Source organism: Pseudomonas sp. efr-133-TYG-5 (assembly GCF_030209175.1).
GTDB lineage: Bacteria > Pseudomonadota > Gammaproteobacteria > Pseudomonadales > Pseudomonadaceae > Aquipseudomonas.
The window spans coordinates 1-11,830 of sequence record NZ_JARVSM010000001.1; the positions used below are offsets into that span (position 1 = coordinate 1).

An 11,830-nucleotide genomic window follows, 5' to 3' on the forward strand; every position below is an offset into this window, starting at 1 on the left:
GCTCCGCGTGGGAATGCCTCTGGGGACGCTCCGCGTCCAGTGACGCGGAGCGTCAAGGGCTGCATTCCCACGCAGGAGCGTGGGAACGATCGAGATAAATCAGTTCGGTGGCTGTGGCTTTGATCGTTCCCACGCTCCGCGTGGGAATGCCTCTAGGGACGCTCCGCGTCCAGTGACGCAGAGCGTCACGGCTGCATTCCCACGCAGGAGCGTGGGAACGATCAGATCAAAACTAGTTCGGCGGCCGCTGCGGCTTCACCGACGTGCCAAACGTATTGCCCATCCGCGTACCGGTGGCCGCCGGCGTCGCCAGTCCCACTTGATTCGGCGGGCGCTTGTTGACCGGCACATTCATCGCTTCCTGATTCTTCTGCGCAGCCGCCGCGCCGTCGGGGTTGTTGCCCATCTGCTGGCTCAGGCAGTCGTAATTCGGCGCCTTGTAACCGCCCACGGTCACCTCGACGCAACCCACTGCCTGCTCGGCATGCACGCCGCCCGACAGCGTCAACAACAACCCGCTCAGCGCCAATGTCCACAGTGATTTCATGCTGGCCTCCTGGCCGGCCCGAAGGGGCCGCTCTGACTCAGGAGTCTAGTGCAACGGGCGCGCCGATCCCGTGATGGTTTTTTTGCAGCGTCCGTCACACCAGATTCATAAACAGCCCTCAGGATGACGGTTTTCAGGGGTGCGTCAGCCGTGCAGCGAGGCCAGGCCAGGGAGGTTTTTCCGCGTTCAACGCTTGCGCGCCGGGTGAGCCTGGGGCTGCTGCTCGTCCTGTCATTGCGCAGTGCGGCGGCCGAACCGGTGCCGGCGACGCTGCGCATGACGCTGCACATTCCGGCCCAGGAACTGGCCCACGCCCTGGACCAGTACAGCCGCGCCACGGGTATGGCGGTGCTGGTCGACAGCCAGTTGAGTCGCGGTCGGCGGTCGTTAGCCGTGGATGGCGAATACACCGCCGCCGATGCCTTGCGCCGCTTGCTCGGCGGCAGTGGCCTGATGGCCAAGTATGCCCGCGACGATGCGTTCACCCTGCAGGTGGCGCAGGTCGAGGATGTTGCGCTACCCGTGGACAAACCCGCGCCCGCCAGCGCGGCGCTCAACCGCAATTACGCCACGGCGGTGCAGGCCGCGCTCGAGCGCAACCTGTGCCGTTCGCCGCTGACCCGGCCCGGCAGTTTTCGCGCGGTGTTGCAGGTGTGGATCGGCCGCGATGGCGTGGTGCAGCACAATCGGCTGCTCACCTCCACCGGTGATACCCGGCGCGATGCGGCGCTGATCGACAGTTTTCGCACGTTGAAGATCGACCGGCCGACACCCGGCGCGCTGCGCCAACCGGTCACCTTGCTGTTGTTACCCGAATCGTCAGGAAAGCGCATGGAATGCACACAAAGGGAAGGAGTTTCCGGGGGATGAAAGACGCCGGACAAAGTTCGCTGGTCCAGCTGTTCCTGACGTCCTACGAGGACTTTCGGGTACGCCTGCGGCGCCGTCTCGGCTCCGAGGACCTGGCCAACGACGTGCTGCACGAAACCTACCTGCGGGTCGACCGCATGGAGACCCCGGCGAACATCGCGCGGCCCAACGCCTACCTGTATCGCATGGCCCTGAACATCGCCGCCGACCGCCGCCAGGCCGATGCGCGCCTGCTCACCGGCAGCGAGGTCGAGGAGCTGTTGCAGATCGGCGACGAAGCGCTGGACCCGGCGCGGGTGGTCGGCGGGCAGAAGGAAATCCAGTCACTGCTCAACGCCTTGTACGAGTTGCCCGCGCGACGTCGACGAATCTTCATCGCTGCCCGGCTGGAGGAGGCACCGCACCTGGAAATTTCCCAGCGTTTCGGCATTTCCACGCGCATGGTCGAGAAGGAAATCAAGGCAGCGCTGGGCCACTGTGCGGCGAAACTGGAAAGAAAAGTGTTTCAGCGGTTCGGTCGCGGGGCCGGAAAACCGTCTTGAGAGAAGAGTCCCGATTAATCCGTTGAGTATTTGCGCGTTTGAACATCTTCCGTCTGACACCGGCCGAGCCGACGGCCGCCGAACGCCTGCACAGCGAAGCCCGCGACTGGCTGATCTTGCTGACCTCGGGGCGCGCCACCGTGGCCGACGCCCGGGCCTTGCGCCAGTGGTGCGCACAGAGCCCCGAACATGCCCGCGCCTTTGAAGAATGCAAGCGCCTGTGGCAGCAATTGCGCCCGGCGGCCGAAGCCGTGCAGGCCCCACGCGGCTTTGGCCGGCGTGCCTTTCTCGGCGGTGCGATTGCGGCATCGGCGGCGTTCCTGCTGGTGCGCGGCACGATTCCCGGCGGTTTCTCCGGGCTTGGCGCCGACTACATCACCGAAGTTGGCCAGCAGCGCCGCATCGAACCGGCCGAAGGCCTGAGCCTGGAGCTCAATACCCAGACGCGAATCAATCAGCGCGCTGTTGATGACGGCTTGCAAGGGTTCGAACTGCTCAGCGGCGAAGTCGAAGTGCAGACCTCGCGCCTGCCCTTGGCGATGCAGGCGGGCGGCGGTTGGCTGCGGGCCAGCCGGGCGCGGTTCAACCTGCGCAACATCGATCAGCAAGTCTGCGTGACCTGCCTTGATGGCGCGGTCGAGGTGGATGTCGAGGGTCGCAGCTTGCGCCTGGAGCCGGGCCAGCAACTGAGCTACGACGCACAGCAGGTCGGCACCGTGCAAAGCGTCGACACTGCCGCGGTGATGAACTGGCGCCAACAGGTGCTGGTGTTCAACGGCGCGACCCTGAGCCAGATGATCGACGAGATCAACCGCTACCGACCGGGCATGCTGCTGTTGCTCAACCGCGAGCTGGGCCAGCGCCGGGTGCAGGCGCGATTCAACCTCAACCAACTGGCGGGCGTGGCGCTGCTGATTCGCGATGCCTACGGCGTCAAATGCACGAAATTGCCGGGCGGCGTGGTCGTCCTCAGCTGAGCCTTTTCAGCTCGCTGCCAACCCCAAATCCCCAGCCCCCCATCCCATGTGGGAGCTGGCTTGCCAGCGAAGACGACCAGACAGCAAACACATCTCCAACTGACCACACCACGCCAACGCAGCAACTGCCGACGGTAGCGATCCTGTGATCTCCAACGGAACGGGCAAAGGTCGCAGCCTGCGGCAGCGCCTACACCAAGACGTACCTGCGCTCAGTTCAGCGGCCCCATCACCTGGCGATAACTCTCCGGCCCCTGCGGCGTCTGCCGGGTCAGGCGAATCTCCAGCCCGGCCGGATCTTCCCGGCGGTTGCCGCTCAACTGGCGCCAGCCCTTGTCGATGTCCCAGACCCGCACCTGCGCGTCACTCACCTGAGTCAACACCGCCACGCCCGCACCCGGTGCCGGCAGGGGATAGCGGCTGCGCGCCGGGGCGACGGCGCGGTACAGGGTGTCGCCCTTGAGCCACCAGCGCACGCGTTGCAGCGCGCCGGGTGGCTCGGCGGCGCTGCGGATGATGTCCAGGCGAAAACCGCGGCTGTCGCTGCTGCGCACGGTGAGGGCGGGTGGGGCGCTGGGTGGTTCGTCGTCGACGCCGACTTTTTTCGGTTCGCTGAGCTCGATGCCGGCGCGCAGGTCGACGTCGCGCTGCAACTGATTGAGGGTGCGCAGCAGGCTGTCGCTCTGCTCGGCGCTGGCCTGCAGGTGGCTGTCGGCGCGCGTCACGCTGTCGAGGCCGCGCCAGGCGATCAGGCTGACCACCGCCATCAGCAGGATCGCCACCATCACTTCGATCAGGGTGAAACCGGTCTGCCTGTTCATTGCACGCTGATCCGGCCACCGGCGTCGCGCAGAACGCTGAGGCGATTACTGCCGTCGGACAGCGTCAGTTGCAGCGGCGGGTTGATCCATTCGGGGCTGAGTAGGACTTTCTGCTTGGGCTCCACGCGCACTTCGAGTTTCGGGCTGTGCCAGGGGCGCGGGCGCAATTGCGGGTCCTGAGCGAAGTGGTCGAAACCCTTGCCGCTGTCACTGCGGCGGCTGAAGCGAAAGCCCTTGGCGTCGCTCAACCAGGCAATCGGCCGCCCATCGGCGCGCGCCTCGGCCTGGGCGATTTGCAGCACTTGCGCCAGGCGATCAGCGTCCTTGCGCAGCAACTGCAACGGATCGGGCTTGATGCTCAAACTGATCGCGGCACTGGCGATGCCGATGATCACCAGCACCACCATCAACTCGATCAGGGTGAAGCCTTGCTGCCGGCAGCGGTTCATCGATTGCGCACTCCTTGGCGTCCAGCGCTGTCCCAAAAAAACATCCTGCACGGCCAACATGTAAGGCGTGTGAAATAAAACCGTGAGAATTGCCGCGTAGGCTGGTCAGCGGGACTAAAAGGAGATTCAGCCCATGCTGTTCAGTGCACGGTTTTCCCCGCCACAGATGGTCCAGGCCGTCACCTTGCTGGCGGCGCTGGCGGGCGTCGCCATCTGGTCGTCACTGCTGCTGACGCCCGCCGAATCGCACACCCCCACGGTGGCCCCGCAAGCGCTGGCCGCGCGCAGCGACAATCCGGCGTTGCAGTGGTTTTCCAACCAGACGGCACCGGTGGACATCAAAGTCAGCGGCGTCATGACCGGCAGCCGCGGCGCCGTGGCAATCCTCAGCCTCAACGACGGCCCACCACAAAGCTTTCTGCAGGGCGAACGCATCAGTGCTGGCGTGAAGTTGCTGGCGGTGGAGGGGGATGCGGTGGTGATAGAGCAGGGTGGGGAAGAGGTGCGGTTGGGGGTGGAGAAGTTGCCGGAGGGGCCGGGGTTGCCGCGGTTGAGGGGGCCTTGATTTTTAGTGGGTTGTTTCACCAGCTGGTTTGAAACGGGTTTGTGTGAATGTCCTCTGTCGGCCGACTCTGTTGAAAAAATCGGCGTTCGGATTCAGTCTCTTCTACAGCGCCGATCCATAACGGTCGTTCCATCAGAGTTTCGGGCACCATAACGACTTTAAAAACAGAACCTTGAATATGAATCATGAACTTTGGCAGGAACCTGATGGCTGTCAGACCTTTTGTCTAGCTGGTGCTGAAGGTGATGGTGCGCGTGCGCTTATGCATTCGGAAGCGAAGCTTGTTTGGGAGGTTAAGGCTGAAAGTCATTTCGAAGCGATGACTAAATATTATGCGCACATGCAGTGGAGCGAGTATCAGACGGACTTTCCCGAACAAGACAAGGCTTCCTACAGGAAACTGGGCTGGGAATGACCAGTTAAGAGTCGGATGAAACTGCGGAACCCTTTCTATCTGGTAACCACTTGCCATGGTCTGGTTTGGGTCGACTTTGCTAAGAATGGCGCCCCTGTGTCGTCTACGGCAAAAGCACTCCATCGGCCTGCGAAAGAGTACGAAGCATCATGGGACAGTTATCGAGTGGGCAGGATCGACTGTGTTACTCGTTCAACCTTGAAGATCCCATCCCAGCCAATTACCTTCTGCGCAGCATTGATCAATGTCTCGATCTGAGCGACCTGCGCCATTACCTCGCCGATTTTATAGCTCAATTGGGCGTCCGTCGATTGATCCAGAACTGATGATTCGCATGCTGACCGTCGGCTACTGCGACGGCATTCGCTCCGAACGGCGGTTGTGCGAAGAGGCGCATTTGAACCTGGCGTATCGCTGGTCCTGCCGGTTGAGGCTTGAAGATGAAGTCCCCAACCAATCGAATTTTTCCAAAAAATCGACGCGGCCGTTTTCGCGACAGTGATCTGTTTCGCTGGTTGTTCAATGAAGTGCTGCGTCGCTGCATGGACGTCGGCCTGGTCAAAGGCGAAGGCTTTGCCGTGGACGCCAACATCATTAAAGGGGATGCCAGTCGGGAGCGTGGCGTACCGGGTGATGAACAGGTCAACTCGAGCGATCCGGCCCTGAGCACCCGCGCCGTGCGTGAGTACCTTGAAGACCTCGATGAAGAGACTTTGGCCGAATCGCTACCGAATTGCCTGTCGCTGACGGATCCTCAAGCCCGCTGAACCGCTGACTCAGGCGGCCAAGATTTCTACGCTTACTCCACGAATTATCTGATCGATACCGAGCACGGCGTGATTGTGGATGTGGAACCTACACCGGCTCATCGAACGGCCGAGGTTGAGAGCACCAAGACAATGATCGAACGGGTCGAAGCGCAGTTCGACATCAAGCCAGAACGCTTGCCGCTGCGGTAAAGAACCTGCGACGGCTGGCCAAATTTACCTCTCAAGGGCCACCGGGCCCGGGATAGGTGCGCGTGCACTAAGCAAAAAACCTCGAACCAACCCAATAACCGAGCAGCAAAGGTCAACGAAGGTCCGAGAAACCACTGAATGTGGCGAGTAGGTTCTACACTGATGTTCATGCCTGAGTTTCAGGCGATCTAAAAATCGACTTTTTCAACAGAATCGGCCAATAGCTGTCTGTGGTGCATTTGGTGGCATAGGATCAGTGGAGATTGGAGCAATGACTCATCGCTACCGACGGTGGTAGTCACTATTGCAGTTAGTGGGCTCACAGCCACTGCGTAACAGCGGAGTCAGTCACCATCATCTGATTTAAGGGCCTTGTTTTCTGCATTTCCCGGAAGCGTATCGATGACGGTTACGGTCGCGCATGCTTTTAATAGTCGCTCCACATCTTCCGCGCTATATCCATTGGCTTCAATGGCAACTGAGCCACTGTTCACTTGGATCAGTACGCGTCTGCTTTTCCGAGCCTGGACCCAAGAGATGATCACTTTAGCAATGCCGTTCCAAGGCATGGCATCGCTCAGCGCTGAGATCATCTCGGTGAAACCCGAAGCCTGCGGCTGTCTTGAAAACTGCATCACGCTCGAATGGTGGATGGAGGCATCGTCCAACTCCGCAAGAAAAGAATCTTTACTGTGCTTGAAGAGGGTGAAGCGGATCGCGATTACAGCTCGGTCATTCATTGGTGCCACCCGTCCTGACATAGTTTAAAAAAAGCCCCACTAACTCACTGAGTAGTCGCTAAAGAGCGGCCACTTCGTTGTGAGGTCCATTGGCCCCAGACCTCGTGTTAAGAAAACTCGGCCCGCCTCACCAGCTAAGCTACTCTTTAACACTATATCGGATGCGCAAGACAGGGATCGTCAACCTTGAAGCGACTACTGCTCCTAAGTGGCCCTATGGCCAGTGGCAAGACTTCGATTTCCGCTGCTCTCCAAGAACTCCATGGGTTTATTCCGATAAGTAGCGGTTCCTTTCTACGTGGGTGCCTAGTTTCCCGGGGTGAGCCGTTTAATCGTCATAACCTCCAAGCACTCGGTGATTCTTTCGACAAAGCCACCGATTTCTCCTGGCTCATAGAATCCGTAGCAAACTCGGCCATACAAGCTCGGCCAGATGTCGAAAATTGGTTATTGGATGCTGTCCGCAAGCCCCGACAGGTTGAATTGTTCATACTCCGTTTCGGCAATGCAGTGAGGCATGTACACGTCATCGCGCCCGAGTCTGTCCTGGAACTGAGGTACGCTCGACGTAGCGCGACCGACCTCAACGAATATAAAAAAAACGTGCTGCATCCCAACGAGCAGAGTGCCCGCTCGCTCTTAGGTTTTGCGGACAAAGTTCTCGACACTCACGCGTACACCGCATCTCAAATTGCGGATCAAATAATGGGAATCTGGGAGATGTAGCACATGGAAACTCGGCAGATCGTAGTGATCAGTGGCAAGACCTGCAGTGGCAAGAGTGGATTGGCCAATTTGTTGGTGAAGGAATTCGGCTTCGCCGTGGTTTACGATCGTCGAGCCATTGATGATCCCGAGTGGCGCCTAGGCATGGCTCAACCAGACATGCTTGATCGTCGTCATGAATCGACGGGCGTTGATCAATGGATGCTCCGGGAAACTCAAGCAGTATGTGGGCAGGAGAATGATGAACGACCGTTGGTCGTGGATCATCTGAATACGCTCGCGCAGGTACTGCAGTTTCGAAAGGTCTTCGGAGCAAACCTAGTGCATGTACATCTCTACGCAAGCGACCCTACGCTCCAAGGACGTTATGCAGCGCGAATGAAGGGCCAAGCCAATCCTTCGCCTTATGACGAGGTTAATCAGCTCAAGGATCAGACAGAGATCCAGGCGCTCAAGGATGATGCCGACGTCCGCGTTTACACCGAACGATCGGACTCAAATGACACACTCGTGCGGGTTGCCGCCCGTTTGCATCTTTACACACCGCCTGAAATCAGATGTGTGGATGTGTTGATCGGCGGGCAGTATGGCAGCGAGGGGAAGGGCAATATAGTCGCTTACCTTGCACGCGAGTACGACGTGATGATTCGTGTTGGTGGGCCCAATGCCGGACATACCGTAGCGAGTTCTGCTGGCCCTTACACTTACCACCATTTGCCATCTGGTTCCCGGGACGTAACGGCTCGGCTACTTCTCGGTCCTGGCATGACGATTCATGTGACAGGGCTTTTGAAAGAAATCAAGGAGTGCGGTATCGGCGCAGATCGACTTTTCATTGATCCCCAGGCCACCATCATTGAGGAGGAAGATGTCGGAACAGAGAGGGATGGGCACCTGGTCTCAACCATTGCATCTACAGGAAGCGGAAGTGGGGCAGCCGCTGCTCGGCGTATTTTGAGCAGGGGCAAAGAGATCCGGCTCGCAAGAGATGTTGATGAGCTTCGTCCGTACGTCGGTAATCCTGGCAACTACCACGGCTGCACTTCAGACCGTCTGGAAGAAGCTTATCGTAGCGGTCATTCCATTTTGCTGGAGGGAACTCAGGGTAGTGGGCTTAGTATTTTCCACGGAGATTACCCTCATGTGACTTCCAGGGATACGAACGTTGCGGGATGCTTGGCTGAGGCGGGGATATCGCCGAGTAGAATCCGCAAAATTCTGATGGTCATTCGCCCGATGCCAATTCGTGTAGGCGACCCCGATGGTGAGGATGGGCATACTTCAGGGACGCTTAAACATGCTACGACCTTTGATGACATCGCAGCTTTCGCAGGCCTTGAAGCTCAGGCGTTGAACGCTGCAGAGAAAACATCCACCACCAAACGCAGCCGGCGGGTAGGATGGTTCGAATGGGATCAATTCCGAAGAGCATGCGCCCTGAACGCTCCGACGGACATCGTCCTGACGTTTGCCGATTACTTGAAGTCATCAAACAGCAAGGCGCGCAGGTTCGAGCAACTCGATCCGGATACGATCAAATTTGTCGAGGAGCTGGAGCGCGTTTCTCAGGCGCCTGTCTCGCTTATCAACACCCGATTTTCCAGAGACCCCGACGCTAGCGATCTACGCTCTCTGATCGATCGGCGCAACTGGACTGCACGTTCTGATAGGAGATAACAGATGGATCTGGAGAAGCTGATAGAGCTTTACCCTCGCGTTTATCACATGGCCGAACGGGGAGCTTGGGAGAGCATTCGCACACGCGGACTGATGAGTGCTACGGCAGTTCTGGATCACTTGGCGGTGGAAGAAGGTGAGCGCGCTCAATATGAGAGTGAGCATCGCAGTCAGAAGATGGACGTGAAATCAGGCGACCCCTCCAATATTGTGCTTCGTGATCAGAAACCCATGCCTGAAGGCCGGTTGATCAGGGCACTCACGGGAGGGACGACACCACGTCAATGGTATGAGTTGATCAACGGCAAAGTCTTCTTCTGGGCCGAGGAGAAACGCCTCCACGGTCTGCTTGGCGCTCGCGATTATCGCAAGCTTGAGCATGATGTACTCACGCTAGACTCGTCTGCCTTCCTCCCTGCTTATGCCGAAGCCATCTGGCTGTGTCACATGAACTCGGGCAATACCTGGCCCATGCCGCACCGTCGAGGCACGGAGATCTTCTGTAAAATCGCGGACTACCCAGTGACGCGCACTGGCACGCCTAAGAAGAAGGTTGTCGAGCTAGTTGTCGATTATGCCGTTCCTAACATCGCTGACTATGTGGTGGAAGTTCGCAGGATGCAGGGACGGGAGGTCTTGGGCGTCATCGGTTAGTCGTCACCCGTGGAGCAAAGTAATATGCCAAAAAAGCGTTTAGCAGCACGTTTATTGGTGATCAGCCCAAGTAATCGCCTGCTTCTTTTTAAAGTTCAGTTTCAGGCGGGTGTTTTGGCGGGCACGACCTATTGGGCGACACCTGGCGGAAAGCTCAGGGAGGAAGAGTCTTTCGAGGCAGCGGCGGTACGTGAGCTTTACGAGGAGACCGGCTTTGAGACGCCCTCCGTAGGTCGTTGCATCGCACACAAGGAGTTTTTGTGGCAGATGCCGGAAGGCGAGCATGTGCTTGCTGTCGAACATTTCTTTGCTGTGCACACGGGTGGCGAGCAGTACTCATGCGCCCAGTGGAGTGACCGGGAGCGCGAAGCGGTATGTGAGGTGAGGTGGTGGTCGTCAACAGAGCTTGCGGCTTGCCATGAAGAGGTTTTCCCGCATGACCTGAACAACCTATTTGTCACGGCTTTGCTGATAGCGCAGGGTGAGCCGTGACAGACAATTGGCCGCTGAGCCTTATCGGGAAGCAGAATAATGTCAATCCGTTAGCGTCCGGCAAAGCTACTTTTTCAACGCTGTACCTAACGACGATGGTATCCCATCAAATTGGCGGACACCTCTTCCTCTACGCTGGATGATGGTAAATGTGTTCGCGGTCGGCTTTTGATTATGAAATCATATAGTAGAGACTTGTAGCTGCTGTGAGTTTGTGATTTGCCAAACGTTGCTACCGGCCCTCACGGACGTGTTGCCAATCGATTTTTTCGAGCTCCGCGCTAAAAAGCTTTAAGGCAACATGCGTGATATCGTATCTTTTAAATTGTCGAATTCTTCAGGGAAATTTTTATAAACAACACCACACACAAGTATTAAACAGCGTTCAGGATCTAGATTTACTTGTTCACCAACTTCGACAAATTCTTCGTGTTTGCCTGCCTGTAATGCGTATTCGACGATCTCGGTAGCGCGCTGAGGTTCAATGCCTAGCTCAACTCCAAGTTCTTGCGGGATTTCGCTGCACTTTTGCAAAAGCCAGGCTTCTGGCCATGTGTCGCCTGGCAGATAACTTGTGCGCTCAAGTAACCAGCTATTAATCTCAGCGTCTTTCCTCTCTGCCATATTTTTGGCGTGCTCGATATTTTTCGCCTGCAATTTTTTCTGATCCGCATCATATACAGCTAATATATTCGCATGCTCATCTCTCAAGAAATTTGCTGCTAGCTGGCGAGCTACTGCGGCGGCGGAGCCAATTCGAGTGATATTTATTCGACTACGTATGCCTCCGTTTAAAATGGTTTCAATGATGATTTTTGCAACCGGATCCTCAACAAATATTTCAAGTTCCTTCTCTCCAACAGCCCCCATTTTTGAGAACGCAAACTCCGCGGATACTCCGGGAGTTATTTTTGTCTTAGATCCAGTTCTCTCAATAAAAAACCTGGCATCGTCAGGTAAGCATTGAAATATTTGCTTTGAGTGTGTTGTGCATATAACCTGAGTCCCCGTACTCATGCATACTTCTTTAAGGCGCTCCATAAATAACCTTTGAGCTCTTGCGTGTAGGCCAAGCTCAATTTCATCGAGAACCAACAAAGCTCCCTCGCCGGAAGCATATATGGTAGAGAAAATATCAAACAGCGCGTTTTCACCTGCGCCCATATTGAAGCCAGAGTAAACTACATCACCAACTTTAACAATCGGTAGACCGTATTTTCTGTACTCTAGCTGTCGATAATCATCGTAACGTTTACCAAGGATATAACCAACAGCATCTTTAACCTTCTGCTCCCAGCCGTGAATTCTCAAATCCTTAAAGGCTCGTGAATAAGATCTTGATTGACTGCGTTCCGCGTGAGGGACAATTCGTTCAATCCCCAAAAAAACCACCGTC

Annotated in this window: 13 protein-coding genes and 1 pseudogene; 9 read left to right on the plus strand and 5 right to left on the minus strand. The window is 57.1% G+C overall.

Translation table 11 applies throughout. The features are described from left to right. Positions 1 to 232: 232 nt before the first annotated feature. Entirely contained in the window at positions 233 to 547 is a 315-nt protein-coding gene (locus tag QRN70_RS00005) for a hypothetical protein (protein ID WP_285415085.1), read from the minus strand. A gap of 204 nt (positions 548 to 751) precedes the next feature. Here QRN70_RS00005 and QRN70_RS00010 point away from each other — a divergent pair, with 204 nt between their 5' ends. The 3 genes from QRN70_RS00010 to QRN70_RS00020 are packed head-to-tail and all read left to right on the plus strand — an operon-like array spanning position 752 to position 2,936. Further along, on the plus strand, positions 752 to 1,417 hold the full coding sequence (locus tag QRN70_RS00010; protein ID WP_502941481.1) for a secretin and TonB N-terminal domain-containing protein: 666 nt from the start codon (positions 752 to 754) through the stop codon (positions 1,415 to 1,417). Beyond that, entirely contained in the window at positions 1,414 to 1,959 is a 546-nt protein-coding gene (locus tag QRN70_RS00015) for an RNA polymerase sigma factor (RefSeq protein WP_285415089.1), read from the plus strand. The genes QRN70_RS00010 and QRN70_RS00015 overlap by 4 nt, the downstream gene beginning before the upstream one ends. A 38-nt stretch (positions 1,960 to 1,997) precedes the next feature. After that, complete coding sequence (locus QRN70_RS00020; RefSeq protein WP_285415091.1) at positions 1,998 to 2,936, plus strand: FecR family protein; 939 nt, start codon at positions 1,998 to 2,000, stop codon at positions 2,934 to 2,936. A 212-nt stretch (positions 2,937 to 3,148) separates the two neighbouring features. Here QRN70_RS00020 and QRN70_RS00025 read toward each other — a convergent pair whose 3' ends face one another. Together QRN70_RS00025 and gspH are read right to left on the minus strand one after the other, a co-directional pair. Continuing rightward, complete coding sequence (locus QRN70_RS00025; protein ID WP_285415093.1) at positions 3,149 to 3,757, minus strand: type II secretion system protein GspJ; 609 nt, start codon at positions 3,755 to 3,757, stop codon at positions 3,149 to 3,151. After that, positions 3,754 to 4,206: a type II secretion system minor pseudopilin GspH gene (gene gspH / locus QRN70_RS00030; protein WP_285415094.1), complete on the minus strand. Its 453-nt coding sequence runs from the start codon at positions 4,204 to 4,206 to the stop codon at positions 3,754 to 3,756. Before gspH ends, QRN70_RS00025 begins: the two co-directional genes overlap by 4 nt. A gap of 133 nt (positions 4,207 to 4,339) precedes the next feature. On the opposite strand from gspH, the gene QRN70_RS00035 reads away from it, so the two are divergent. The 3 genes and pseudogenes from QRN70_RS00035 to QRN70_RS00045 form a co-directional block, all read left to right on the plus strand. After that, positions 4,340 to 4,771 carry a type II secretion system protein N gene (locus QRN70_RS00035; RefSeq protein ID WP_285415096.1) on the plus strand — a complete coding sequence of 144 codons (432 nt, stop codon included), beginning with the start codon at positions 4,340 to 4,342 and terminating at the stop codon, positions 4,769 to 4,771. A 178-nt stretch (positions 4,772 to 4,949) separates the two neighbouring features. Continuing rightward, positions 4,950 to 5,186, plus strand: coding sequence for a hypothetical protein (locus QRN70_RS00040; RefSeq protein ID WP_285415097.1), 237 nt, complete (start codon positions 4,950 to 4,952; stop codon positions 5,184 to 5,186). A 146-nt stretch (positions 5,187 to 5,332) separates the two neighbouring features. Then, positions 5,333 to 6,133: pseudogene (locus tag QRN70_RS00045) on the plus strand (transposase); the annotation flags it as partial. A 356-nt stretch (positions 6,134 to 6,489) separates the two neighbouring features. Here QRN70_RS00045 and QRN70_RS00050 read toward each other — a convergent pair. Beyond that, complete coding sequence (locus QRN70_RS00050; RefSeq protein ID WP_285415099.1) at positions 6,490 to 6,885, minus strand: hypothetical protein; 396 nt, start codon at positions 6,883 to 6,885, stop codon at positions 6,490 to 6,492. A 729-nt stretch (positions 6,886 to 7,614) separates the two neighbouring features. On the opposite strand from QRN70_RS00050, the gene QRN70_RS00055 reads away from it, so the two are divergent. The 3 genes from QRN70_RS00055 to QRN70_RS00065 are packed head-to-tail and all read left to right on the plus strand — an operon-like array spanning position 7,615 to position 10,434. After that, the gene (locus QRN70_RS00055) at positions 7,615 to 9,288 is read left to right on the plus strand and encodes an adenylosuccinate synthetase (protein ID WP_285415101.1); all 1,674 of its coding nucleotides are present in this window, start codon (positions 7,615 to 7,617) and stop codon (positions 9,286 to 9,288) included. A 3-nt stretch (positions 9,289 to 9,291) separates the two neighbouring features. Further along, positions 9,292 to 9,942: a DUF7002 family protein gene (locus tag QRN70_RS00060; protein WP_285415102.1), complete on the plus strand. Its 651-nt coding sequence runs from the start codon at positions 9,292 to 9,294 to the stop codon at positions 9,940 to 9,942. A 24-nt stretch (positions 9,943 to 9,966) separates the two neighbouring features. Then, on the plus strand, positions 9,967 to 10,434 hold the full coding sequence (locus tag QRN70_RS00065; protein WP_285415104.1) for an NUDIX hydrolase: 468 nt from the start codon (positions 9,967 to 9,969) through the stop codon (positions 10,432 to 10,434). Between the two features lie 291 nt (positions 10,435 to 10,725). On the opposite strand, the gene QRN70_RS00070 is transcribed toward QRN70_RS00065, so the two are convergent. Then, entirely contained in the window at positions 10,726 to 11,817 is a 1,092-nt protein-coding gene (locus tag QRN70_RS00070; RefSeq protein ID WP_285415105.1) for an AAA family ATPase, read from the minus strand. Positions 11,818 to 11,830: the final 13 nt, after the last annotated feature.